Source organism: Saccharolobus shibatae B12, assembly GCF_019175345.1.
Taxonomy (GTDB): Archaea; Thermoproteota; Thermoprotei_A; order Sulfolobales; family Sulfolobaceae; genus Saccharolobus; species Saccharolobus shibatae.
Window position 1 is genome coordinate 2,529,700 of sequence record NZ_CP077717.1, and the last position, 22,185, is coordinate 2,551,884.

Here is a 22,185-nt window from a genome sequence, read left to right on the forward strand (position 1 = left end):
ATATCACTTCCCAAATACTCTTTCTAACTCTGTCGAATTATATTTAAATTTGAGAGGATAAATCCCAGAAAAACACGCGTTGCATAAATCCCTTCTACCTATTGCTTGTACCATCTCTTCAACACTTAGAAATTCAATAGAATCTGCATTCAACTCATTTCCTATTTCTCTTTCAGATTTATTATGAGCAATTAACTCTTCTCTTTTAGGAAAGTCTATTCCCATATAACAAGGGTATTTTATCATGGGTGATCCTATACGTACATGAATTTCTTTGGCACCAGCATTACGTAGCATACTTATTATTCTCTTCATAGTATTCCCCCTAACTATTGAGTCGTCTATCAAAACTATTCTTTTATCCCTTACCGCATCAACAACCACTCCAAATTTCTCTTCTAATACCTCATTTCTCTTATCTTGAGTTGGCATTATGAATGATCTTACGGAGGAAATTGTTCTAACTAGAGGTTCCTCCAAAGGTATACGACTTTTTCTAGAAAAGCCCAACGCTATCGGTCTTGATGAGTCTGGCACTGGAACCACAATATCTCCATTAGCTGGATGTTTCTCTGCCAATAACTCACCTAACCTTATCCTAGCTGAGTAGACTGAATGTCCATCTATATTAGAATCCGGTCTTGCAAAATATATATATTCGAAGGAACAAGTAGCGTAACTCTTCTCTTCTTCATAGATCACTTTGTCATATAATATTTTGCCATTTTTCATTATTATCACCTCCCCTGGTAGAATGTGTTTCAAAACGCTCCCACCTAGTTGTCTAATAACGGAATCCTCCGAGGAAACCACTAATGATCCTTCTAAAAATCCTAATACAACTGGATGAAATCCTCTAGGATCTCTAAATACCACAATCTCTTCATCGTTCAAAAGAATAGCTACAGAGTATCCACCATCAACAACTCTCATAAATTCCTTTACGGTATCGGGAATAGAGTGAAAGGTTAATTTTTGCTTAAAGAACCTATATATAAATTCAGTATCTACTTTAAATGAACCAAATTGATAATAGTTACTTATAGTCCCATTAAATGCTACAACTACGCCTGAGTCACCTAAAGGTTGTGCTTCTTCAATTGAGCTTTTTCCACTTGTTGAATATCTTACATGGCCTATTCCATTTTTTATAAATTTATTAAGATTTTCCTTAAATACTTCATCTACAAGTCCAGGTCCCTTAATTGTCAATATTTCCCCATTCTCAGCATATGCGATACCTGCCGATTCTTGACCTCTATGCTGAAGTAGTCTAATTCCCTCTACTAGTAGTTGAATATTTACTTCTTTAGGGCTAGATACAGCAAAGATACCACATTTATCATGTATGTTACCCATTACCTATCACTTCCTCAAGAAAATTAAAGTAATTATTAACTATAGTTTTAAGATCATAATCTGTATTGTCAATGGTTAATATACTGGTTTTTTTATTAACTTTTCCTATTATAGATGCTACAATACCTTTACTCCTGCTCTTTTCAACTATCCATTCTGGTTCATTAGTTAAGATAACGAAACGTCCACTACTTTCAGAGAATAAATTCTCTACAACATTGTCAGTATCGCTCAAAATACTCTTAGTACTTATTTCTACTCCGTATCCATGAACTATTATGTTGAAAAGAGAAGCCACTAGGCCACCTCTACTTATATCCTTCGCAAATGTAATTTTCTCCTCATTTATAGCATCAATTACTACCTCAGAAGATAATAGATCCTCTTGTAACCTTACTTTAGGAGCTTGGCTAGGAACCTTGAATATCTTTGATAATAGTGATCCTCCTAATTCTTTTCGTGTGTACCCCAATAATACAACGTATGAACTATCTTCCACTCTATTTTTAAGTAATTTACCTTGAACTAGCCCTGCCATTACTATTAAAGGTGTTGGCTTTATTGGTTTTCCTTGACTATTTTCATTATAAAATGATACTTTACCGCCAACAATAGGTATGTTAAAGAATCTAGTAGCCTCCCCTATACCTCTTATTGCTTCTACAAAAGTATAGTAAACTTCTGGCTTCTTTGGATCCCCAAACTGTAAATGGTCAACTGCAACTATTCCTCTAGCCCCTACTGTAGCCAAATTTCTATAAGCCTCTGCCACGATTCCTTTTCCACACTCATATGCATCCTCAGAGCACAAGTCAGGATTTCCATCGGCTTTTATCGCTAATAACTTGCCATTAGGAAGCGAAACTACTGCGCTATCAGCATCACCGGGTTTGACTACTGTTGAGGTATTTACTTCATAATCGAACTGCGAATAAGCCCATTCTTTACTTACCAAATCCGGATGTGATAATACAGTGTATATTGTGCTTTCTAACGGTAAATCAACATTTTTCTCTTCAACGTTCTTCCTAACGTTTTTTATTGGCCATAAAAACTTCGGTGGCTCCAGTAACGCGTTTGTGGGCAGGGAAACGAGATCTTTACCAAAATATCTAAACTTAATTATTGGTTCACTAGTTATCTCACCTATTACACTGCAAGGATATTCGTACTCTTCAAAAGCTTTACATACTTCCTCAACGTTTTTCTCCTCCACTGCGTATAACATTCTCTCTTGTGTTTCAGATATGATTACGTCTGCAGGATCCATATTTTTTACACGTAACGGAATTTTCTCTATATCTACTATAGCACCAAGTCCATTTGCCATCTCAGTTACAGCAACTGCTAGCCCTCCGCCACCTAAGTCCTTAATAGCCTCTACCTTATCAGCAATCTCTAAGGTTACATCTAGTATAATTTTCCCAGCGAAAGGATCAGCTATCTGTACTGCTCCAATTTCATCTTCACCACTTAACTTTCTGGACGCGAATGAAGCCCCACCTAAACCATCAATTCCAGTAAGTCCTGCTAACACTAATTTAAGTCCTGCTTTATCTACGATACTTGGTTTTATCTTATCTTTTCTAACTATTCCAATTGCTGCTACATCTACTAGCGGATTATCATTATATGTATCATCGAATGATAATTCCCCACTAACTACTGGAACTCCAATACTATTTCCATATGCCGCAATGCCCGCAATTATGTTTTTAAGTAACCATACGTTTTTCCTTATTTTTAGATTTCCAACCCTTATCATGTCCATGAGTGCAATTGGTTTAGCCCCCTTGCTGATAATGTCCCTTATTATTCCTCCTACACCTGTTGCGGCACCATTAAATGGATCAATTGCGGACGGATGGTTATGGCTTTCAACCTTTATTACTATGGCCCATCCATCTCCTATGTCCACTGCTCCAGCATCTTGCCAGTCTTTTATGCCCATTATGACATTGGGGCTATCTATGGAAAAGCTCTTCAAGAAGATTTTAGATGACTTATAAGAACAATGTTCTGACCATATAGCGTCAATCACCCTCCACTCAATCTCATTAGGTTCTCTATCTAACCTTTTTCGAATGTCGTCCATTTCTATCGGGAGAAGATTTAAGCCCATTTTCCTAACCTCCTCAAAAGAATTAATCCATCCACTGTTCCATCAACTGAGGTCAGTTTAAAGGAAGCCCTCTCCGGATGTGGCATCATTCCTATTACATTCCCTTCTTCATTGGCTATTGATGCTATATTAAGCAATGATCCGTTGGGATTTGTATCCTCACTTACATTCCCGTTCTCATCACAATATTGAAGAACCATGTTTGTTTTTGCATAATCTACATCATCTACATAATAGCGACCTTCTGCATGAGCTATGGGCATTCTTATTATTTTCTTGTCTAGTCCCTTAGTTAGGACTGTATCGGTTCTAATTACCTTAAGGTAAACCCACTTCGAGATAAATCTTAATTTTAAATTTGGTAACAAGGCCCCTTTTAATAGTCCACTTTCAACAAGGATTTGGAACCCATTACATATTCCAATTACTATTTTTCCTTCTTCTGCCATTTTCCTAACTTTCTTTATAGTTTCTGTACTAGCTGCAATACTTCCAGCTCTTAAATAATCACCAAAGCTAAATCCTCCAGGTAAAATTACTCCATTATATTTATCTGGATCGAATTCCTTATACTTTACTATCACTGTGGGGACTCCGGCCTCCATTAACGCCTTATAGACATCAGCTTCACAAGTAGTACCAGGGAACTTAACTATTGCAATCATTCTTTTCTCACTTTAACGAGAATTTTATGAACTATTGGATTGTATAATCTTCCCTCCCTTGCAATTTTCTCAATTAAATTCTTAGCATCTTCTTCATTATTAGCCTCAATTTTAAACTGAATGTACTTTCCTACTCTTGTCTCGATTATGTTGTTTGTGTATTTTTCAATAACATACCTTTGTATTGTTTCTCCTTCAGGGTCTCTAACGGAGTCTTTATTGATTATTATCAATTCTACATAGTATTTCATACAAGGAAACCTCATGAGGTAATTCTTTTTAGAAATTCTTCATATGAGGCTTTTACTGTTTTCAAATCGTATCCTTTTCTATATAAATCCTTATCGTATATTCTTGAATTAGGATCCCTAATCCTCATACTATCTAGTGATATTTCATCTCCGATCACTAATTTATCCCCTAAACGGCCAAATTCTAACTTAAAGTCATATAATATTAAGCCTTTATTTTTAATAAAATTGAATAATACATCATTTGTCTTCATCATTATGTCTTCTATATACTGAGCCTCCTTTCTACTCATTAGTTTAAGATGTTCCATGTGGTAATAGTTAAGTAAAGGATCATGACGCAAGTCGTCCTTTAAGAAAAATTCTACTATTGGTGGTTCGAAAACCTCGCCCTCTTTTATTGGTAATCGCTTGACTATGCTACCCGTTGCGATGTTTCTTAGTACAACTTCTACTGGTATCATCTTTAATTTCTTTACTATCATTGTTCTTTCATCTTTCATTCCTACGTAATGTGTTTCTATATCATTTCTTTCCAATAATCTAAAGAAGAATGCTGATGTTTGAGCGTTTAAAACGCCCTTACCCTCCATTACATCCCTTTTCTGACCATCACCAGCGGTTATATCGTCTTTAAACCTGAGTAATACATGATCTTTATCAAAATCATAAACTATCTTGGTCTTTCCCTCAGAAATCTTGTTAACTTCCATTACGACTATTTTACATAGCCGATATAAAAAGTTAGCTTACAATGAGTATAAACTTTTACTTCATTATGTAAATCAAAATCCTTATAATTCTTCAATTATGCTTAAGCTCATGAGCAGTCAAATTACAATAGACGATTTTGCAAAATTAGACCTTAGGGTAGGAATTGTAAGACAAGCTGAAAGAATTGAAGGAACAAGACTCCTAAAACTCATGGTTGACTTGGGTTCAGAACAAAGGCAAATAATTGCTGGCTTAGGAGAATATTACACTCCAGATGAATTATTAAACAAGAGGATAATAATTATAGTCAATTTAAAGCCTAGAGTGATTAGAGGTTTTGAGAGCCAAGGTATGTTATTAGCTGCCGGATGTAAGGAGGACGAAGCGAAAGGAATAAAACCTAGGATACTAACTGTAGATGGAGAAGTCCCTCCAGGAACTAAGATATGTTAAATCCATTTGAAAAGTTACAGATCCCGCCAAAGGCTAATTACACTATCGATACTATGCTAAAAAGACTGTCAAAGATAGGTGGTACTACAGTTAGAGATAGGGAGATAAGAAGGTTAAAAGAATATTATGAAAGAATTAAGAAATACAATGACTTTGTAGCGCAATTCCCTAGAATTGATGAATTACATCCTTTTTATTTAGAGGCAACTAGAATTGTAACTGATATTGATAAACTGAGAATTTGTTTATCAATCACCAAGAAAGCAAGTGCAATATCTATGAAGATATTGAAAGAATACATCAACCAGATAAGGAAAAGCCCTGAAAATGAAGCTAATCGAATAATGCGGCAAGCTTTTGGAAGAGTAAGTTCAATACTAAGAAAATCTAGTGAATGCATAGATAAAGTAATAGATGTAGCCAAAGAGTTAAAGAAAATTCAAGGTATAGATCCTATATTGCCAACTATTGTAGTTGCAGGTCCTCCAAATGTAGGTAAGTCTACTTTGGTTTCAAAAATCTCCACAGCTAAACCAGAAATTGCCAGTTATCCCTTTACTACAAAAGAAGTTCACGTGGGTCACGTTATTTTAGATGATTTTCGTATCCAGATTATAGATACGCCAGGCATTTTAGATAGGCCAGAAATTGAGAGAAATAGTATAGAGAGAAAGGCTACTAATGCGATAAGAAATTTAAACGGTATAATTATATTCATGTTTGACTCCTCGATCTCCTCAGTTCTTTCTGTTGAAAGTCAAATAGAATTATTTAAAGAGGTAAAATTATTAAAAAAGGTTATAATCCCTGTTATCAATAAAATTGATGAGAAAGACGATGAATATTATAAGAAGATTGTAGATTTTCTTTCTAAAGAAGGAAGTAAATGGTATGAAATAAGTGCTGAAAAGGGAATAGGTTTAGACAAGTTAAAAGAAGAGCTTTTTAGTTTGATAAAAAGTAGTGGTACAAATGAAGTATCGCGTAATTGAAATCTTTACCTCTGTTCAAGGTGAAGGGGAGGTCATCGGAACTCCTTCAAATTTCATTAGACTCGCCACGTGTAATTTAAGATGTGTATGGTGTGATACAAAGTACTCGTGGGAAATTGGCACTGAGATGACCATAGATGAGATTATTGCAAAAATAGATAAGAAAATTAGAACTACCACTATAACCGGGGGCGAGCCTTTACTCCAAAACGTAGTACCACTTGCTAAGGAACTTAAGAGTATTGGGCATAAGATTGTGATTGAAACAAACGGTACAATAAAGCCTTCAGAGGAATTAAGGAAGATTATTGATGTATTTTCAGTTTCTCCTAAGCTTAGTAATTCTGGGCATAAACTAAAATACGACTTCTCAGACGATTGGGCTACATACTACAAGTTTGTTATAGTTTATCCAAACAAGGATATAGATGAGGTCATTAAATTCGTTGAATCTCAGAATATTAACCCACGTAAAGTTATCCTACAACCTGATGGGAATAGAAGTGATTATACAAATGCAATAAATGAAATAGTCCAAATTGTGTTAGATAGGGGTCTTCAGTTTAGAGTCCTTCCCCAGCTCCATAGAATTATTGGAGTTAGATGATAGTAAGTCTTTCAATAGATTCATCTTTTGTTTCCCTCTTGCTAACACTTCGTTACTTACATTTACTAATGTTTTTATTTTCTCCTTATCAACCATTTCCGTATTAGTCTCTCTTAAGAGATGAACCATTCTTATTCCGGTTCTTAGTTCTACCAAGACTCCCTTTTGATTTGTAGCTAAAATCCCACTATGTTTGAATCCAGCTTCTCTAGCAACTTTTAAGATTTCCCAAGCTGTTTCAATGTTTTTAGCGTAAATGTGTATAATTGGCCCTTGTACTATTAACCATAATCTTTTAACTTGATCTTTCCCTAGAACTCCCTCTAGATCTTGTTCCGTAATTCTCAAATGGTTTTTAAACACAATAGTTGAATTTTTTCTATCCCAAGGCATTTCAGCGTCGACAATGGTTATTCTTCCGCTACAGCTACTTTGTGTATATACATCATTTCTATTTCTATAGAAAGCTAGTAGAAAATCTAGAATATCTGGATCTAAGTAACCTATTTCTTTATCATGGTATATCTTACTGAGCGCCTTTTCTCTAAGTTCCTCCCATGTTAGCATATACTTAATTAATCTATTGTGTTCAATAAAAGTTTGTGACACTCAGTGATGTGATACTGAGATATTTACTAAGTGAAGAACCTATTATAGAAATAAATGAGAATGAGATAAATGCGGAAGAATTCAAAAACGTTGATGAGATAAGTATAGGAATAAGAGTGATAATTATTGGTAAAAATAAAAGGAGGAGATTAGTAGATTTGGGATTATTACAAATCATTGCCAAATGTGGGCACTTAGATTTCATTAGAGATTATCTGGACATGAAATTTACATTAAGGGATATATATGGCAAATATCGTGTATATACAGAATTGGAATATCTTGCAATTAATGATGAGTGCGTTAAGCTGATTAACGATTTGGATTTGAAATATGTATTGTCTAGGGTTAAATCTGCATCAGAGAAAAGAAGCTCATCCAGATGACAGACTATAGGATTCTGTTTGTATATATAGTGATGAAACATTTTAACAAGTTATAATTATATCTCTAAATGTATAATGAGTGAAAAGGAACGAAAGCAAGTTAAAAAGTTTTTCAAGTTCCTTTTTTTCACTTCAAGGGGAGGTATAACTAGGCTAAAAATAGTAAGAACATTAGAGGAGAAGCCCCTAAATCCTAACCAAATAGCCTCAACGTTGAAACTTGATTATAAAACTGTTATACATCACTTAGAAGTTCTAATGGAAAACAATATAGTATATAAGGAGGCTGATGGATATGGTTTGCCATATAAACTCACAACCTTTTATAAGACGTATAAGGACGTTTTAGACGAATTAGAAAGGGAGGTTGGACAAAAAGCTAATAAGCTAACTTAACTTTTGCCTTTTAAACCTTTCTAGTTAATATCTATTTCCGTGAAGAAGAGAGGAAAGAGTTTAGCTGAGCTGCTAATAGACGTAAGAATTGCAAGAAATAAGGTACAAAACATAATTAATAGGATGCAGAATAAGTTAGGCACTTATAATTATGTCTTTATGAGAAATGTTGCTTCATTTCCTCATTTATCGAAAATGGTTGCTAGAGAGTCTGAGCTTCTTGAGAACGTGATGGACCATTTACTGACACTGGAGGTAGTTTTAGAAATACTTGAGATAAAAATTGAGACTATTATCTATATAGGCAATATAGTTACTAGTGCTGCATCAGTAGTAGAAGCAATAAAGTTGCTTAAAGACAGTTTTAATTTAACGCCCGATATCTCAATATTACTTGATGATATATATAGTAGTTTCTATGTTAACGTTGATCTACCTAAAGAGATAAAGATTAATGTAAAAGAAGAGGCAAGAAATGTATTAGCGGACGCAGAGAAAATAGTAGAAAAAAGAAAAAGTGAAGCTTATTATCAAGTTAATACATAGATCTATATAGATTTAAGTTGAGCAAATCAATAACAAGGAAAATTCAGTTAACTGGAGGATCAACCTATATAGTCTCTTTACCAAAGGAATGGATAAAAGCGTTATCATTATCTGCTGGCGACGAAGTTGAGATTTATCAAGATACTGATATGAAGTTATTTATAGTCCCCAAATCTGCAAATACCACAGATCAGAAAGAAATCAAGAAGATTATACATTGTGATAATGTCTCGCCAGACGCTATCGTCAGGGAATTTATAGCGTATTACATAGCTGGATTCTCTTCTGTATCAATAACATGCCCTAGGATGTCTAGCTCTACAAGGGCTTATATTAAGGACATAGTAAGGAAAAGATTATTAGGGGCTGAGGTAATAGAAGAAGATGTTAGCACGATTTCTATCCAATTTCTTGTCGATGAAAAAGAGTTATCAATTAAAAGGGCAATATCCAGAGCATTTACAATATCATACAATATGCTTAGAGATTCCTTAGAGGCCATAAGTAAGTCTGATATCGAGCTGGCTAAAGAAATCTCGGGAAGAGACGATGAGGTGGACAGGTTTTTCTTCTATATTGCCAGGCAATTAACCATTTCAGTAAAAGCAATAAACGTCTTGGATTCTGAGGGCTATAATCTTACACAAACTGTCGATATATATTCAGTAGCTAAAACAATTGAAAGAGTAGGTGATCATGCAAACAGAATAGCCAGCCTAGCAGAGGATGTAAGTAAGTTTAGTAATAAAGAAGATCTAGTTAATTTAGGTCTTACGATTTTGGAAAGCTATAAGTCGGCCATAAATGCGTTTTTAAATGAAAAGAAAGACGTTGCACATAATTTAATTTCAAATACTGAAATATTTGAAAAATTAAGAGAATTACAAGAAATAGCAATTAAAAGCAATGATAATCCAAAAATTATAACTTCAACTTCAATGACAGTTGAATCTCTAAGGAGGGTTGCGAGATATTCAGCTGATATAGCAGAGGCTACAATAGATATGTTAGCTAAATCGAATAGGTGACGAATTTTAAGTAATTAGGAAAAGTTAGGTTTCTGTATATACTCATCAATTCCTCTAAATTTTTCGCTTTTTTGACCTTATTAACCAAATTTTTTAAAACTAGCTTATCATCTAATGTATATACACCACGTCTATATAAAGAGGAAATGCATGTGGTATTCATAACTGAAACTACTGCATAACCAATGCTAAATAAATGATCAGCTGTTTCCAAATCCTTATGAGAAAACAAGCAAATTCCCGGATGGGTATGTGTAGTAGCTATACCTTTTGGAAATGGTATGGAAACTTTTCTCTCATCTCCCTCAAGTATTATGTACGATCCATCACTAAGTGCTATGTTCATAAACTCCACATCTGAGTTGATAGTTCTACTTGCATAGTTTAACATGAGATTTCGTAATAAATCCATATAAATCCTTAATATTTCATCGTAAATTGCAAAATATTCATAGACACTTTTGCCCTTTTTGACTAAGTCATCGTTTATATCGATTTCGTATTCTCTATCTATATAAATATAGGTTAAATCTGTTGTTGGAACTATACTATACTCCTCGTGAAGATTTTCCCCTATCATTGTTAGTTTATAAAGATAGGCTATTTTTTCGCTAACTTCATTTTTCCCTAAAAATTGCTCCTTTACAATTCATCACCTTATCCTCAATAATCTTATTTATAGTTCTTAATGCTGCAAATGGATTCTCTGCATTATAAATACTTCTTCCAATGATTTCATAATCTGCTCCAGCACATACTGCATCGCCATAACTTGCACCTTGGCTACCCATACCCGGAGAGATTATAGTCATTTTTCCGAAGTCTTTCCTATACTCCGTTATGGAATCCAATTTAGTTCCCCCAACCACTATTCCTTTAGGGCTTATCTCTCTTATAACGTTCTTAATATAGTCTGTGAATAACGTACTCCATCCTTCATGTGACATTACTGCAACTAGGTATAAATTTTTGGAGTTCGCATCAAGATATTTTTTTAATTCATCTAGAGCTCCTTTAACGCCTATAAAAGAATGTGCTATGAACGAGCTGGCGAAAGACAATTTTTCAACTATACTTTTCATTATGAATCCGATATCTGCAAGCTTAAAATCAACGATAATTTCCTCCACGTTTAAATCATTTAGGAGCTCTCTAGTTTTATGTACTCCTAGATCTAATACCAATGGTAAACCAATTTTTATCCCATATAACTCATTTTCCATTTCTTTAAGAATCTGATATGAGAGAGGTTTATCCATTGCTAATATTACTCTACTTTTCAAGATTCTTCACCAAATAGTCTAGAATTGATTTCTTTTCATTATCTTTAAGCTTATCACTCTTCAATAATTCATCTAGAATTTCTGAAATTTTAAATAAAGAGTGTAACTTGACTCCTAATTTTTCCAATCTTTGTGAAGCCCCTTCTTGTCTATCTATGATTACTAATGCGTCTGAAACTTTACCCCCACCATTAAGAATCTCCAATGTTGCTTTCTCTATGGATACTCCAGTAGTTGCAACATCATCTACTAATAATACTCTCTTTCCTTTTACATCGAGTTCTAATGTACGATTGGTTCCATGGCCTTTCTTTTCTATTCTAATATATCCCATAGGCTCTCTAAGGTTACAAGCTATGAAAGACGATAAGGGAACTCCTCCAGTAGCTATTCCTACTATTATATCATGGGGTATATCTTTTACCTTCTTTATAGCTTGATTAACTATATCGTAAAATTCTGGATAATTTGGTAAAGGTCTTAAATCTAAGTAATACGGGCTAACCTTACCTGACGTTAAAATGAAACTTCCTATTAATAATAATTTCCTTTCGAGTAATACTTCTGCGAAACTCATACGTAGAGAGACTGTGAAAAAGAATTTAAATATACTTCTATCATAACCAGTTATAAGGGCTTTGTGAGATTAAGACACGTAGTTTCTTCCCTAGACTTGACCAGAGATGACTATTTTCGAATATTCGAACTTGCAGACAAGTTCTCTAATGTGAAAAAACTAAATTATCTATCAGGGAAAGTAGTTTCATTAGCTTTCTTTGAGCCAAGTACTAGAACTGCTCAAAGCTTTCATACCGCAGCAATAAAATTGGGTGCTGATGTAATAGGATTTGCCTCAGAGGAATCTATTTCGATAGCTAAGGGTGAAAATCTAGCTGATACCATTAGGATGTTGAGCAATTACTCAAATTGTATTGTAATGAGACATAAGTTTGATGGAGCAGCGTTATTTGCTAGTGAGATAAGCGATATACCTATAATCAATGCCGGAGATGGAAAGCACGAGCATCCCACACAAGCACTCATAGATTTATATACTATTTATAAGGTGTTTGGCGAAATAGATGGTAGAACTTTCGGATTATTAGGAGATCTAAAATACGCGAGGACCGTAAACAGTTTGCTAAGAGCATTAACTAGATTCAAACCAAAGAAGGTATTTCTAATTTCTCCTTCTCAGTTAAAGGTCAGAAGAGAGATTTTAGATGGATTAAACTATCCAGTTATAGAAACTGAAAATCCCTATGACATGATACAAGATATCGACGTGTTATATGTGACTCGAATTCAAAAAGAAAGATTTGTTGATGAAGTAGAATACGAGAAAGTTAAGGAGAGTTATGTGGTTGATCTCAAGTTAGTTAATATGATGAAGAAAGATGGAATTATATTGCATCCATTACCTAGGGTTACCGAAATAGATAGGAAAGTCGATAAAACTACAAACGCTAAATACTTCTATCAAGCATCATTAGCCGTTCCAGTTAGAATGGCTTTATTTTATGAGGTTTTGGGTGAAAGGAAAGATGATTAGCTCTTCAAAAAGGGATGAATTAATCGTAAGTAAAATAAGGAACGGTACAGTAATTGATCATATTCCAGCTGGTAGAGCATTGGCAGTATTGAGAATTCTAGGGATAAGAGGAAGTGAAGGCTATAGAGTAGCGTTAGTTATGAATGTAGAAAGTAAAAAAATAGGAAGGAAAGATATAGTGAAAATTGAGGATAGGGTGATTGACGAGAAAGAAGCTAGCCTAATAACACTAATAGCTCCATCTGCTACCATAAATATTATAAGAGATTACGTAGTGACAGAGAAAAGGCATTTAGAGGTTCCAAAGCAGATTAGAGGATTAATAAAATGTCCTAATCCACAGTGTATAACAAATAATGACGTTGAGGCGGAAAGTAGATTTACAACAATTTCAATTAAACCTCTTAAGCTAAAGTGTGAATATTGTGAGATATATATTACAGAAGATGATGTCATAAGGCAGATATTATGATATATTATGAAGTTATTGAAAAGAAAATTATAGATAATGGGTACGAAATAAAAATAGCCAACTTTAACGTTAAACCAAAAGCAGGCCAATACGTGAGTCTAATACTGCCTAGTAAGGCTGAAATACCATTAGGTGTTGGAGACTATGATGAAGTTAATAACGAACTTAAACTTTATGTTGAGTCAGAAAAGTTAGCTAACGAAATAGGCAAAAGAGTAATCTTAAAGGGTCCTTTAGGTAAACCTCTAGACTTTACTAATGTAAGAACTATTGTTGGTATTGCATATGGCAAACTTTACCACGACTTGTTATATCCTTTAAAGGTTGCTTATCAGAATAAGATAGAGACCTTTGCAAAGTGTATAGATTGTAAATTAAATTATGACGAACCTAGAAGTATTGAGGATGCTGATCTTATTTTAGTTTCAGCGCCGTTACAACTCTTATATGGATTAAAAATACCTAGAAAGAAAATCTTAGTCTTCAATAGATGGGTTAAGATGAATTGTAATCTAGGAGTTTGCGGAGTATGTGAAGTAAAAGGTAAATTAACTTGTATAGATGGTCCTTTCATGAGGCTTGATGATCTTGTGGATTAAGGGGAAAGCGTACTTAAATAAGGAGATTAAGGAAGTTTGTATAAATTTTGATAGACGAATAAAGGAAATCAAATCGATTTGTAAACCAGATATTGATTTACCACAAGGTACATTAATACTACCTGGGGTAATAGATCTTCATACTCACATAAGAGGATTAAAATTGTCATATAAAGAAGATGTAGTATCAGGAACTAGTGAAGCTTCTTACGGTGGGGTTACATTAATAGGAGATATGCCAAATACTATACCATTTGTAAACACGGTGGAGACGATAACTACTAAGTTAAAAGAGTTTGAATATTACTCTAGAGTTGATTACTTCGTTTATTCTGGCGTTACTAAGGATTTTGAGAAAGTTGATAAATTGCCTATAGCTGGTTACAAGATATTTCCCGAAGATCTAGAGAAGGAAGAGACATTTGAGGTTTTAAAGTCTAGAAAACTGAAAATCCTTCACCCGGAAGTTCCGCTAGCATTAAAGGGTAATAGAAAACTAAGGTTGAACATATGGTACGAGATAGGAGCATTATATTATGTAAAGGCCTATCAAAATGTTCATATAACTCATGCGACTAATATACGTACTGTAAGATTGGCTAAAGAGTTAGGCTTTACTGTAGATATGACACCTCATCATCTATTAGTTAATGGCGAGAAGGATTGCTTAACCAAGGTTAATCCACCAATAAGAGATATAAATGAAAGGCTTTGGTTATTACAAGCTATAAGTGAAGTAGATACAATTGTAAGTGATCACGCTCCTCATGCAAGTTTCGAAAAACTGCAACCTTACGAGATATGTCCACCTGGTATAGCTGCTATCTCGTTTACAGTTCCTTTTATCTTAACGTTAGTCAGTAAAGGTATAATTAGCATCGACAGAGCGGTAGAACTCATTTCTACAAATCCAGCTAGAATATTGAATATCCCTTATGGTGAGATTAAAGAAAACAATTATGCCAATTTTACCATAATACAATTTAACGATTGGAGATATTCGACTAAATACTCTAAGGTTATTGAAACTCCTCTAGATGGATTTCCGCTAAAGGCTTCAGTTTACATGACTATCGTTCAAGGAAAGGCGAGTAATTTAGAGGGAGATGTATTTCCAGTAAAGGGAATAAATCCATTTGGTGAAAATAAATGATTAAGATAAAAGATATTACATTTAACGATCCTTTAACGATAGCTTCAGGAATTATACCAGATGTTCCAAATTATGTAACGACAGTTTGTGAGAAATATAAGCCATCTGCAATTACCACGAAAACAGTGACACTTAATCCCTTAGAACCTCATAAACCTCCTACAGTCATAAAACTTCACGATGGTATCTATATGAACGCCATAGGTTTAGGAAATCCGGGTGCAAAGGTCATAAATGAAATGAACGTTTCATGTCCCCTTATAGTAAGCGTTGGTGGTGCTTCCATAAATGAAATAAAAGAAGTGGTAAAAGTTATTGAGAGTAAGGCGAAGATAATAGAAATAAACGTGAGTAGTCCTAACAGAAAAGGTTATGGAGAATCGTTATCTACGTTAATTGGGGATATAGTCGAAAACGTCAAAAGTGTGACCAGATTACCGGTATTTGTTAAATTAGGTCCTTGGGATAACGTTGTTGAAATTGCGGGAAGGGCTTTAGAAAAAGGTGCGGATGGATTTACTCTTATAAATACTATAAAGGGATTAATTGTTGATATAGAGACTTTTAAACCAATTCTCTACTACGGTACGGGTGGAGTTTCTGGTAGGTGCCTTTATCCTGTTGCTCTTAGGATAATAAGAGACGTTTATGAAGAGTATGGAGTTGACATTATAGGAGTTGGCGGTGTATACGATTGGACTGACGTTATTGGAATGTTAGCGGTTGGTGCTAAATTAGTAGGTTTAGGTACTGTATTAATTGAGAAAGGATTTAGTGTTATTGAGGAAATTCGGAAAGGTTTGCAATCCTATTTATTTGAAAAGGGTTTAAAATTTGAAGATATTATAGGTATTTCAGTGAGAAGATAAAATGGTTAGGCCGGTAATGAAAGGACGAGATTTAGAAACGTTAGTATTCCTAGGGAGATTAAAAGAGGTAAAAGTGGAGTATTGTGATGAAGAAAAGAAGATGGCTAAAGTAGTAGGGGTTACTGATACCAAAGAGGAAGTAGAGACGGAGTGCATACCATTAAGGGCTGCTGGTAAGATCTCTACAGTTCTTAAGCATTATATTAGGTTAGGTGTAGGAAACTATATTATAACGGAAAGCGATATGAGCAATGTAGCCAATGTTGACACACAAGTAGAAGAGGAGGAAAACAAGAATGAGTAAATTTAGGATTGATAAAATTCCTAAAAATGAACAAGATATAGAGGAAATACAAAGAGAAATAGAAGAATCTCACCATCATGAACATGAACACGAACATAGTATTGAGGAACTGCTTGGCGAAATATATCTAAATGTTCAGAGCCTCCAGAGCAAGGTAGAGGAATTAAATAGGTCAAATGATGACTGTAAAAGGGAAATTTCTAAAATATATCTTGTTCTTGGTAAGCTACTAATAGCATTAACCACGAACGATAATGATGAGAAGATTAAAAATCTTAAAGAAGTTCTTAATTTGCTAGAATGAGCGAATTAGTTTCAATCCCAGAAATAGCCTTTAAACTATATGCAATTATGGATCCGCTATCAATACTTCCTTATCTCATTGCGTTGTATGAAGAATTCAATCGCAATTCTCAAAATAAAATAAGTTGGGGATTTTTGGTAAACAAATTATCCATAGCAGTTACTGTATTGCTTTTATTTTTCTCCATACTTGGTGGACCACTTTTAGCTTTTTTAGGTATAAGTGTTTCTGCGTTAGAGATAGGTGGAGGTATAATATTAGTTTACTTAGGTGTGGATACTCTTGGAGGATTCCAGCAGTTGAAGTTCCTATCAAGCAGGATAGAGGAAGCCATAATCACGCCTATTGCTACGCCTCTTATCGTAGGTCCAGGTACAATGACTGGATTAATCACCTTATCGGTCAGTAATAATTTAATAATTTTAATTCTCGGTAGTTTACTGGCTGCACTACTGGTTTATCTGTCTTTACTATTAGGTCCTATCATAATTAGAGTACTAGGTAATACAGGTACAGTAGCAGTAGGTAGATTTATGGCAATCATAATAGCAGCATTTGGCGTTCAGCTTATAATAGATGGCATATCACAAATAAAGTTGATATGAAGAATTCTGTTTAAGATGAAAATTTTTTAACACGATCTCTATATGTTTATTAGCATGTCAGATAGTAAAAAACGTACGGTAGATTTGGATGCAATAGATAGGAGGTTATTAATAGAACTCACTAGGGATGCCAGAACAAGTTTAAGAAGGCTTGCGGAAGAGATGAACGTATCCCCAGCTACGCTCCATAATAGGATGACCAGAATGGTACAAGAAGGAATGATAAAGAGCTTCGTAGCTTTACTAGACTATTCTAAATTGGGTTTTGCTCTAACTGGTATAATTATGGCTAAAGTGGATGGAAAACACCTAGTCGAATTCGAAAAAGAGATAGCAAACGCTGATAATGTTATAGCTGTTTATGATGTAGTAGGAGAGTATGATGTTGTGATAATAGCTAAATTTAGAAGCGTTGAGGAGCTAGATAGTTTCTTAAAACAGCTGCTTAAAAATCCTAAGATTGAAAGAACGTATACAAGTATAGTTTTAAATGTTGTCAAAGAGGATCCAAGAATACGAATATTTTAATGCAAAAGTTTTTATACTATTCCATCGCTTTATTTTCACTTATGAAGTTCTGTCCTAAGTGCGGAGGATTAATGGTTCCATCAAAGAAAGATGGGAAAGAGATCCTAAAGTGCAGTAAGTGTGGATATGAGATGACGTTAAGTGAAAAAGAGAAGAAAGAATACAGTGTAAAGGAAAGTAAGGATAAGAGTAGTAAGGTATTAACAACGTCGATAGTCAGCGATAAAGAGGGAAGAAACTTAAGTGAAGAGCTAGAGCATGAGAGGGAAGAGTACTATAAGGAAATAGGGTTAGAATTACTAAGAGAGGAATTCGAGGGAAATGAAGAGGAAGAGGGTAGAGAAGATTAGCGTAATAGTAGGAAATCTTTTATAATTATATGTAGTAGTTTTTAAGGTATGAAGGTAACTGGAGTAACGGCTAAGTATAAAGCCAAGATTGGTAGTAATGAAATTCTTATAGAAGAAGCAAAAAATGAGAAAGGAGAATCAATATATATTTTCACATCAGTAAAAGGGGTTAGCTTACCCAATGGAGAAAAATGGACACCCAAAACTGATGATGCAAAAGACTTAGATAGAAACAATGTAACAGAAGATTTAAAGAAGAATTTTAGAAAAGTAGTACAACTTTTATAAAAAGGGTTTTTATATACGATTAGAGGAGAGAAAGTAAGTAGGTGAATTTTTTGGAGCAGACATTTGATTTCATATTAACAACAGATAGATGTTTAATGACTAACCATCACGGAAAGGAATTCTTAGGATTTTTAGGTACTGGTCCTGCTGTAGGAGTACCCGAATCTGTATGGAAATGGCTAGCTTGCCCTAAAATGAAAGTTGATGACTTAGGAAGACCAGAGCAAGCCCCATATGGAATGAGGAAAGTTGAGGCTAAACTAATAGATGAAGGATTTAAGGCAGCAATAATAGATCCAGATCATCTAGATAGGCATTTAAAATACGCTAAGGCCTTAATGTTTTCACATCATGATTACTTCGCTTTCGGTCCACCATCTTCAACATGGTGGGGTATAACTAAAAAGGAACCAATAAATTATAAGAGCTTCCAAGCTTTAATAAATAAACCGGAAATCCAAGAGGCCAAGAAGAGAGGAATGAAGATATTAGTAGGCGGTCCTTCAACATGGCAATGGTTATGGAGAGAAGATATGATAGAGAAAGTTGGCGTAGATACGTTGGTAGATGGTGAAGGAGAAAAAATTGTAGTCAAATTGGCACAAATGATATTAGATAATGAGCCCTTACCAAAATACGTTTACGTTAGCGGCGATGATGTACCGGATATAGATGATATTTCAGAAATTAAGGGGGCAAGCGTTAATGGTATGATTGAGATAATGAGGGGATGTGCTAGATCTTGCAGATTCTGCTCTGTTACTATAAGACCTACTAGGTATTATCCATTAGAAAAAATTGAAAAGGAATTACAAACAAATGTTAGAGCAGGAGTGAGACATGGGGTTGTACATAGTGATGACGTGCTATTTTATGGTGCAGTAGGAATATATCCTAGGCCAGAACCATTAATAAAGCTCCATACACTAGTTAAGAAATATTATAAGACAATAGCGTGGAGTCATGCAAGTCTAGCTGCAATAAGATACTCTGAAGAGAAGTATGGTTTAATTAGTAAACTAGGTGAGATAATATTTGATGATGAGCAAAGGTATCTAGGTGTTGAGGTAGGAATAGAAACTGGTTCAGTTAGATTAGCCAAAGAGATAATGCCAGCTAAATCCGCACCGTATAAGCCTGAAGAATATCCAGAGATAGTAGAAGAGGCGTTTAAGATAATGCATGAAAACAAGATAATTCCAGCTGGTACTATGATAGTAGGTTTGCCAGAAGAGACTGAAGATGACGTTTACAAAACGATAGAATTAGTAGATAATTTAAGACCATATAGAAGTATATTAGTTCCTATGTTCTTCGTGCCTATGGGCTTTTTCAAAAATAGAGATTGGTTCACTAGAGTAAAGTTAAGTGAGGCACATATAGAGCTATACAGAAAAGTATTCTGGCATGACGTATATTGGGCTGAGGATATAATAAATTCCTTCTACATGAAAGGGCCAGTATATATGCCAGTAAGATTCGCATTGAAGCTATTCCTAAGATTCGCAAAGAAGAAAATGAGAGAAGTAGAAAAATGGTTAGAGAGTCAACTAAAAGCATAATTAAATTATCTTATTTTTTAATGGATATATGTAATCTTTAGGAGCTTTCGGAAATATTTCAAGATACTTTCTTAATACCTTTGGTACCTCGACCACTCCATCTTCTCTTTGATAATTCTCTAAAATAGCCGTTATGGTTCTTGTGCTAGCAATTGCAGTACTATTTAACGTATGCACATAACCTCTCTTATTATTTTTCCTATCCACATATCTTATCTTCATTCTGAAAGCTTGCCAATCTGTACAATTACTACAACTTACCATTTCTCTAAATTTGGCTTGAGCTGGCATCCATACTTCTAAGTCAAATTTCTTTGCAGCACATGCGCCTAAATCACCTGATGCTATATTTACAATTCTATATGGTAATTCAAGTTGTTGAAATATGCTCTCTGCATTTGTTATTAGTTCAGCATGGTACTTCCAACTATCTTCTGGGGTTGAAAATACGAATTGCTCAACCTTGTGAAATTGATGAACTCTGAAAATTCCCTTTAAATCCTTGTTAGCAGCGCCAGCCTCTTTTCTAAAAGCGGGACTAATTCCAGCAAATTTTAGGGGTAATTTATCTTTCTCAATTTCCTCTTTAAAGAACATGGCAGCTATTGAATGTTCTGCAGTTGCAATTAGATATAGATCCTCGTTTTCTATCTTGTATATTGCATCCTTAAATGTATCTAGGTCGATAACTGATTGGATAACTTCTCCCCTTAGCATATAAGGAGGAAGAACTAAAGTGTACCCTTGTTGAGTGATATAATCTATCGCGAAGAGTAATAACGCGAAATCTAGCCAAACTATATCATTAAATAAATAGTAAAATCTAGACCCCGCTATTTCAGCAGCTTTGAGCGTGTTCCCTAAATGTAATACGTCCTCTAGCATTTCTGCATGTCCTTTAGGTTTCCATTTAATTACTTCATAGTTTACATTAGCATCTTTAGTTTGCCTCAGAAATTCTTCAACATCTCCTTCATACACTTTAAACTTTCCCCAAAACTTTATAGGAATATTATAGCTATCATCTGGACCATTTGGCACATCATCAGCTACAAGGTTTGGCAGAGACGATAGTAATCTATCTCTTTCGTCCTCTATTTTGTCCAATTCCTTTTCTTTATCCTCTAAGATTTTCAATAAATTTTTGCTTTCCTCAATTTTCTTCTTTCTTTCTTCCCCAGAGAGCTTAGGAATCTGAGAGCTTAAAACATTGTGTTGATGCCTTAATCTTTCAACTTCTTGCAAAACTTGTCTCCACTTTTTATCTAATTCGACAGCCTTGTCTACTAAAGAAACATCTATAGCCCGTCTTTTCAAATTATTTTTTAGTTCCTCCGGATTTTTTCGCAAAAACTCTAGGATACTCCAAGACATTGAATAACATAGTTATTAAGCAATTTTATGACTTCTGTTCATCAGCTGGTAGTCCATAAGTCTGTACCCACATCTCAACTATATCGTAACCATATAATTGCTTAAACTTCTCTCTACCCTCAGCTGTCATTTTTAATGGAGTCCATTGTGTATCTAAATCTATGTCAACTTCTACACTCTTAGCTGGTACACTTTCCTTTATTACTTGCTCTACAGTATATACTAAATCATCAATAACTGGACATCCAGGTGCTGTTAATCCTAATCTAAGGTAAACATCACCTTCGTCATTTATTTTCAGATCATAAATAAGTCCCAAATTTACTATATCAACTGGAATTTCTGGATCATAAACGTCTTTTAATGCCTCCATTATTTTTTTCTTCCATTCTTCCCTGTCTACTTTTTGCTGTTGTGAACTCATATTCTTTAACTCTGTTAAAGTAAATTTTAACTCTTACTATTAATTAGCTCATCATAACTTCTGTAAAAACAGGTATAGTTACCAGTATGACAAATAGGTCCTAATGATCTTACTTTAAAAAGTACAGCATCTGCATCACAATCCACTTTAAATTCTTCGATGATTTGAAAATTTCCACTAGTTTCCCCCTTTAACCATAATTTCTTTTTACTTAGAGACCAAAAATGAAGATAGCCAGTGGTTAATGTCTTGAACAACGCTTCCTTATTCATATTTCCCACCATTAGTATTTCCTTACTTTTATAGTCTTGAATTACGGCAATTATTGTATTTTCCTCATGTCTAAAGTTAAATAAGGATGTAATCTTCTGCGCTTCCTCTTCATTCAAT

General features: G+C 34.5%; 31 protein-coding genes. 19 read left to right on the forward strand and 12 right to left on the reverse strand.

The features are described from left to right. Window positions 1–3: 3 nt before the first annotated feature. The 5 genes from purF to purC are packed head-to-tail and all read right to left on the reverse strand — an operon-like array spanning window position 4 to window position 5,110. Window positions 4–1,359: an amidophosphoribosyltransferase gene (gene purF, locus J5U23_RS13405; protein ID WP_218266406.1), complete on the reverse strand. Its 1,356-nt coding sequence runs from the start codon at window positions 1,357–1,359 to the stop codon at window positions 4–6. Next, window positions 1,352–3,481: a phosphoribosylformylglycinamidine synthase subunit PurL gene (purL, locus tag J5U23_RS13410; protein WP_218266407.1), complete on the reverse strand. Its 2,130-nt coding sequence runs from the start codon at window positions 3,479–3,481 to the stop codon at window positions 1,352–1,354. Before purL ends, purF begins: the two co-directional genes overlap by 8 nt. After that, window positions 3,472–4,146 (reverse strand): phosphoribosylformylglycinamidine synthase I, encoded by a 675-nt coding sequence (purQ, locus tag J5U23_RS13415; RefSeq protein WP_218266408.1) that lies wholly within the window; start codon window positions 4,144–4,146, stop codon window positions 3,472–3,474. The genes purL and purQ overlap by 10 nt, the downstream gene beginning before the upstream one ends. Beyond that, the gene (purS, locus tag J5U23_RS13420; RefSeq protein ID WP_218266409.1) at window positions 4,143–4,397 is read right to left on the reverse strand and encodes a phosphoribosylformylglycinamidine synthase subunit PurS; all 255 of its coding nucleotides are present in this window, start codon (window positions 4,395–4,397) and stop codon (window positions 4,143–4,145) included. Before purS ends, purQ begins: the two co-directional genes overlap by 4 nt. Window positions 4,398–4,408: 11 nt before the next feature. Beyond that, window positions 4,409–5,110 carry a phosphoribosylaminoimidazolesuccinocarboxamide synthase gene (gene purC, locus J5U23_RS13425; RefSeq protein WP_218266410.1) on the reverse strand — a complete coding sequence of 234 codons (702 nt, stop codon included), beginning with the start codon at window positions 5,108–5,110 and terminating at the stop codon, window positions 4,409–4,411. A 97-nt stretch (window positions 5,111–5,207) separates the two neighbouring features. On the opposite strand from purC, the gene metG reads away from it, so the two are divergent. Genes metG through J5U23_RS13440 form a run of 3 tightly spaced genes read left to right on the forward strand, consistent with a single transcriptional unit; the run spans window position 5,208 to window position 7,163 of the window. Then, window positions 5,208–5,564 (forward strand): methionine--tRNA ligase subunit beta, encoded by a 357-nt coding sequence (gene metG, locus J5U23_RS13430; protein ID WP_218260905.1) that lies wholly within the window; start codon window positions 5,208–5,210, stop codon window positions 5,562–5,564. Next, window positions 5,558–6,556: an NOG1 family protein gene (locus tag J5U23_RS13435; protein ID WP_218266411.1), complete on the forward strand. Its 999-nt coding sequence runs from the start codon at window positions 5,558–5,560 to the stop codon at window positions 6,554–6,556. Before metG ends, J5U23_RS13435 begins: the two co-directional genes overlap by 7 nt. Continuing rightward, window positions 6,537–7,163 carry a 7-carboxy-7-deazaguanine synthase QueE gene (locus tag J5U23_RS13440; protein WP_218258643.1) on the forward strand — a complete coding sequence of 209 codons (627 nt, stop codon included), beginning with the start codon at window positions 6,537–6,539 and terminating at the stop codon, window positions 7,161–7,163. Before J5U23_RS13435 ends, J5U23_RS13440 begins: the two co-directional genes overlap by 20 nt. On the opposite strand, the gene J5U23_RS13445 is transcribed toward J5U23_RS13440, so the two are convergent. After that, a complete protein-coding gene (locus tag J5U23_RS13445; RefSeq protein WP_218258644.1) occupies window positions 7,101–7,730 on the reverse strand; it encodes a tRNA(Phe) 7-((3-amino-3-carboxypropyl)-4-demethylwyosine(37)-N(4))-methyltransferase in 630 nt (209 codons plus the stop codon). The two genes, J5U23_RS13440 and J5U23_RS13445, sit on opposite strands and share 63 nt — an antisense overlap. Before the next feature lie 35 nt (window positions 7,731–7,765). On the opposite strand from J5U23_RS13445, the gene J5U23_RS13450 reads away from it, so the two are divergent. From J5U23_RS13450 to J5U23_RS13465, 4 genes are all read left to right on the forward strand, one after another. After that, window positions 7,766–8,158: a hypothetical protein gene (locus J5U23_RS13450; protein WP_218258645.1), complete on the forward strand. Its 393-nt coding sequence runs from the start codon at window positions 7,766–7,768 to the stop codon at window positions 8,156–8,158. A gap of 75 nt (window positions 8,159–8,233) precedes the next feature. Next, complete coding sequence (locus J5U23_RS13455; protein ID WP_218258646.1) at window positions 8,234–8,554, forward strand: winged helix-turn-helix domain-containing protein; 321 nt, start codon at window positions 8,234–8,236, stop codon at window positions 8,552–8,554. Between the two features lie 39 nt (window positions 8,555–8,593). Further along, complete coding sequence (gene cdvB3 / locus J5U23_RS13460) at window positions 8,594–9,100, forward strand: cell division protein CdvB3 (protein ID WP_218258647.1); 507 nt, start codon at window positions 8,594–8,596, stop codon at window positions 9,098–9,100. Between the two features lie 17 nt (window positions 9,101–9,117). Then, window positions 9,118–10,128 carry a phosphate uptake regulator PhoU gene (locus J5U23_RS13465; protein ID WP_218258648.1) on the forward strand — a complete coding sequence of 337 codons (1,011 nt, stop codon included), beginning with the start codon at window positions 9,118–9,120 and terminating at the stop codon, window positions 10,126–10,128. Here J5U23_RS13465 and J5U23_RS13470 read toward each other — a convergent pair. The 3 genes from J5U23_RS13470 to pyrE all read right to left on the reverse strand — a co-directional run bounded on the left by J5U23_RS13470 (window position 10,112) and on the right by pyrE (window position 11,988). Further along, the gene (locus J5U23_RS13470) at window positions 10,112–10,519 is read right to left on the reverse strand and encodes a hypothetical protein (RefSeq protein ID WP_218267554.1); all 408 of its coding nucleotides are present in this window, start codon (window positions 10,517–10,519) and stop codon (window positions 10,112–10,114) included. The genes J5U23_RS13465 and J5U23_RS13470 overlap by 17 nt on opposite strands. Before the next feature lie 226 nt (window positions 10,520–10,745). Then, window positions 10,746–11,414, reverse strand: a complete 669-nt coding sequence (locus J5U23_RS13475; RefSeq protein ID WP_218260301.1) for an orotidine 5'-phosphate decarboxylase / HUMPS family protein — start codon at window positions 11,412–11,414, stop codon at window positions 10,746–10,748. After that, window positions 11,401–11,988: an orotate phosphoribosyltransferase gene (gene pyrE / locus J5U23_RS13480; RefSeq protein ID WP_218258649.1), complete on the reverse strand. Its 588-nt coding sequence runs from the start codon at window positions 11,986–11,988 to the stop codon at window positions 11,401–11,403. Before pyrE ends, J5U23_RS13475 begins: the two co-directional genes overlap by 14 nt. Before the next feature lie 63 nt (window positions 11,989–12,051). On the opposite strand from pyrE, the gene pyrB reads away from it, so the two are divergent. From pyrB to J5U23_RS13540, 12 genes are read left to right on the forward strand one after another with little or no spacing between them, the layout of a single operon-like run. After that, the gene (gene pyrB / locus J5U23_RS13485; RefSeq protein WP_218258650.1) at window positions 12,052–12,963 is read left to right on the forward strand and encodes an aspartate carbamoyltransferase; all 912 of its coding nucleotides are present in this window, start codon (window positions 12,052–12,054) and stop codon (window positions 12,961–12,963) included. After that, complete coding sequence (gene pyrI, locus J5U23_RS13490) at window positions 12,956–13,435, forward strand: aspartate carbamoyltransferase regulatory subunit (RefSeq protein ID WP_218258651.1); 480 nt, start codon at window positions 12,956–12,958, stop codon at window positions 13,433–13,435. The genes pyrB and pyrI overlap by 8 nt, the downstream gene beginning before the upstream one ends. Next, complete coding sequence (locus J5U23_RS13495) at window positions 13,432–14,034, forward strand: 2-polyprenylphenol hydroxylase (RefSeq protein WP_218266412.1); 603 nt, start codon at window positions 13,432–13,434, stop codon at window positions 14,032–14,034. The genes pyrI and J5U23_RS13495 overlap by 4 nt, the downstream gene beginning before the upstream one ends. Beyond that, window positions 14,018–15,187, forward strand: coding sequence for a dihydroorotase (pyrC, locus tag J5U23_RS13500; protein ID WP_218258653.1), 1,170 nt, complete (start codon window positions 14,018–14,020; stop codon window positions 15,185–15,187). The genes J5U23_RS13495 and pyrC overlap by 17 nt, the downstream gene beginning before the upstream one ends. Then, window positions 15,184–16,056, forward strand: a complete 873-nt coding sequence (gene pyrD, locus J5U23_RS13505; RefSeq protein ID WP_218266413.1) for a dihydroorotate dehydrogenase PyrD — start codon at window positions 15,184–15,186, stop codon at window positions 16,054–16,056. The genes pyrC and pyrD overlap by 4 nt, the downstream gene beginning before the upstream one ends. A gap of 1 nt (window position 16,057) precedes the next feature. Next, complete coding sequence (locus J5U23_RS13510) at window positions 16,058–16,360, forward strand: hypothetical protein (RefSeq protein ID WP_218258655.1); 303 nt, start codon at window positions 16,058–16,060, stop codon at window positions 16,358–16,360. After that, on the forward strand, window positions 16,353–16,664 hold the full coding sequence (locus J5U23_RS13515) for a hypothetical protein (protein ID WP_218266414.1): 312 nt from the start codon (window positions 16,353–16,355) through the stop codon (window positions 16,662–16,664). The genes J5U23_RS13510 and J5U23_RS13515 overlap by 8 nt, the downstream gene beginning before the upstream one ends. Next, window positions 16,661–17,269, forward strand: a complete 609-nt coding sequence (locus J5U23_RS13520) for a MarC family protein (RefSeq protein WP_218258657.1) — start codon at window positions 16,661–16,663, stop codon at window positions 17,267–17,269. Before J5U23_RS13515 ends, J5U23_RS13520 begins: the two co-directional genes overlap by 4 nt. Before the next feature lie 42 nt (window positions 17,270–17,311). Further along, on the forward strand, window positions 17,312–17,797 hold the full coding sequence (locus tag J5U23_RS13525) for an Lrp/AsnC family transcriptional regulator (RefSeq protein WP_012711520.1): 486 nt from the start codon (window positions 17,312–17,314) through the stop codon (window positions 17,795–17,797). Next, window positions 17,797–18,147 carry an RPA12/RPB9/RPC11 RNA polymerase family protein gene (locus J5U23_RS13530; protein WP_012711521.1) on the forward strand — a complete coding sequence of 117 codons (351 nt, stop codon included), beginning with the start codon at window positions 17,797–17,799 and terminating at the stop codon, window positions 18,145–18,147. Before J5U23_RS13525 ends, J5U23_RS13530 begins: the two co-directional genes overlap by 1 nt. 48 nt (window positions 18,148–18,195) lie before the next feature. After that, the gene (locus J5U23_RS13535) at window positions 18,196–18,435 is read left to right on the forward strand and encodes a hypothetical protein (protein WP_218258658.1); all 240 of its coding nucleotides are present in this window, start codon (window positions 18,196–18,198) and stop codon (window positions 18,433–18,435) included. Window positions 18,436–18,476: 41 nt separating this feature from the next. Continuing rightward, window positions 18,477–19,997 carry a B12-binding domain-containing radical SAM protein gene (locus J5U23_RS13540; protein WP_218258659.1) on the forward strand — a complete coding sequence of 507 codons (1,521 nt, stop codon included), beginning with the start codon at window positions 18,477–18,479 and terminating at the stop codon, window positions 19,995–19,997. Here J5U23_RS13540 and serS read toward each other — a convergent pair whose 3' ends face one another. Genes serS through hisI form a run of 3 tightly spaced genes read right to left on the reverse strand, consistent with a single transcriptional unit; the run spans window position 19,998 to window position 22,184 of the window. Then, entirely contained in the window at window positions 19,998–21,371 is a 1,374-nt protein-coding gene (gene serS / locus J5U23_RS13545; RefSeq protein ID WP_218258660.1) for a serine--tRNA ligase, read from the reverse strand. It abuts the gene before it with no gap. A gap of 25 nt (window positions 21,372–21,396) precedes the next feature. Further along, window positions 21,397–21,795: a metal-sulfur cluster assembly factor gene (locus tag J5U23_RS13550; RefSeq protein WP_218258661.1), complete on the reverse strand. Its 399-nt coding sequence runs from the start codon at window positions 21,793–21,795 to the stop codon at window positions 21,397–21,399. Window positions 21,796–21,821: 26 nt separating this feature from the next. After that, the gene (gene hisI, locus J5U23_RS13555; protein WP_218266415.1) at window positions 21,822–22,184 is read right to left on the reverse strand and encodes a phosphoribosyl-AMP cyclohydrolase; all 363 of its coding nucleotides are present in this window, start codon (window positions 22,182–22,184) and stop codon (window positions 21,822–21,824) included. Window position 22,185: the final 1 nt, after the last annotated feature.

What these genes read in the sequence shown, in the direction of transcription:
- purF (WP_218266406.1), bottom strand. Translation starts at nt 1,359, where the DNA reads ATGGGTAACATACATGATAAATGTGGTATCTTTGCTGTATCTAGCCCT.
- purL (WP_218266407.1), bottom strand. Translation starts at nt 3,481, where the DNA reads ATGGGCTTAAATCTTCTCCCGATAGAAATGGACGACATTCGAAAAAGG.
- purQ (WP_218266408.1), bottom strand. Translation starts at nt 4,146, where the DNA reads ATGATTGCAATAGTTAAGTTCCCTGGTACTACTTGTGAAGCTGATGTC.
- purS (WP_218266409.1), bottom strand. Translation starts at nt 4,397, where the DNA reads ATGAAATACTATGTAGAATTGATAATAATCAATAAAGACTCCGTTAGA.
- purC (WP_218266410.1), bottom strand. Translation starts at nt 5,110, where the DNA reads ATGGAAGTTAACAAGATTTCTGAGGGAAAGACCAAGATAGTTTATGAT.
- metG (WP_218260905.1), top strand. Translation starts at nt 5,208, where the DNA reads ATGCTTAAGCTCATGAGCAGTCAAATTACAATAGACGATTTTGCAAAA.
- J5U23_RS13435 (WP_218266411.1), top strand. Translation starts at nt 5,558, where the DNA reads ATGTTAAATCCATTTGAAAAGTTACAGATCCCGCCAAAGGCTAATTAC.
- J5U23_RS13440 (WP_218258643.1), top strand. Translation starts at nt 6,537, where the DNA reads ATGAAGTATCGCGTAATTGAAATCTTTACCTCTGTTCAAGGTGAAGGG.
- J5U23_RS13445 (WP_218258644.1), bottom strand. Translation starts at nt 7,730, where the DNA reads ATGCTAACATGGGAGGAACTTAGAGAAAAGGCGCTCAGTAAGATATAC.
- J5U23_RS13455 (WP_218258646.1), top strand. Translation starts at nt 8,234, where the DNA reads ATGAGTGAAAAGGAACGAAAGCAAGTTAAAAAGTTTTTCAAGTTCCTT.
- J5U23_RS13470 (WP_218267554.1), bottom strand. Translation starts at nt 10,519, where the DNA reads ATGTTAAACTATGCAAGTAGAACTATCAACTCAGATGTGGAGTTTATG.
- pyrE (WP_218258649.1), bottom strand. Translation starts at nt 11,988, where the DNA reads ATGAGTTTCGCAGAAGTATTACTCGAAAGGAAATTATTATTAATAGGA.
- pyrI (WP_218258651.1), top strand. Translation starts at nt 12,956, where the DNA reads ATGATTAGCTCTTCAAAAAGGGATGAATTAATCGTAAGTAAAATAAGG.
- J5U23_RS13495 (WP_218266412.1), top strand. Translation starts at nt 13,432, where the DNA reads ATGATATATTATGAAGTTATTGAAAAGAAAATTATAGATAATGGGTAC.
- pyrC (WP_218258653.1), top strand. Translation starts at nt 14,018, where the DNA reads ATGATCTTGTGGATTAAGGGGAAAGCGTACTTAAATAAGGAGATTAAG.
- pyrD (WP_218266413.1), top strand. Translation starts at nt 15,184, where the DNA reads ATGATTAAGATAAAAGATATTACATTTAACGATCCTTTAACGATAGCT.
- J5U23_RS13510 (WP_218258655.1), top strand. Translation starts at nt 16,058, where the DNA reads ATGGTTAGGCCGGTAATGAAAGGACGAGATTTAGAAACGTTAGTATTC.
- J5U23_RS13515 (WP_218266414.1), top strand. Translation starts at nt 16,353, where the DNA reads ATGAGTAAATTTAGGATTGATAAAATTCCTAAAAATGAACAAGATATA.
- J5U23_RS13520 (WP_218258657.1), top strand. Translation starts at nt 16,661, where the DNA reads ATGAGCGAATTAGTTTCAATCCCAGAAATAGCCTTTAAACTATATGCA.
- J5U23_RS13525 (WP_012711520.1), top strand. Translation starts at nt 17,312, where the DNA reads ATGTTTATTAGCATGTCAGATAGTAAAAAACGTACGGTAGATTTGGAT.
- J5U23_RS13530 (WP_012711521.1), top strand. Translation starts at nt 17,797, where the DNA reads ATGCAAAAGTTTTTATACTATTCCATCGCTTTATTTTCACTTATGAAG.
- J5U23_RS13535 (WP_218258658.1), top strand. Translation starts at nt 18,196, where the DNA reads ATGAAGGTAACTGGAGTAACGGCTAAGTATAAAGCCAAGATTGGTAGT.
- serS (WP_218258660.1), bottom strand. Translation starts at nt 21,371, where the DNA reads ATGTCTTGGAGTATCCTAGAGTTTTTGCGAAAAAATCCGGAGGAACTA.
- J5U23_RS13550 (WP_218258661.1), bottom strand. Translation starts at nt 21,795, where the DNA reads ATGAGTTCACAACAGCAAAAAGTAGACAGGGAAGAATGGAAGAAAAAA.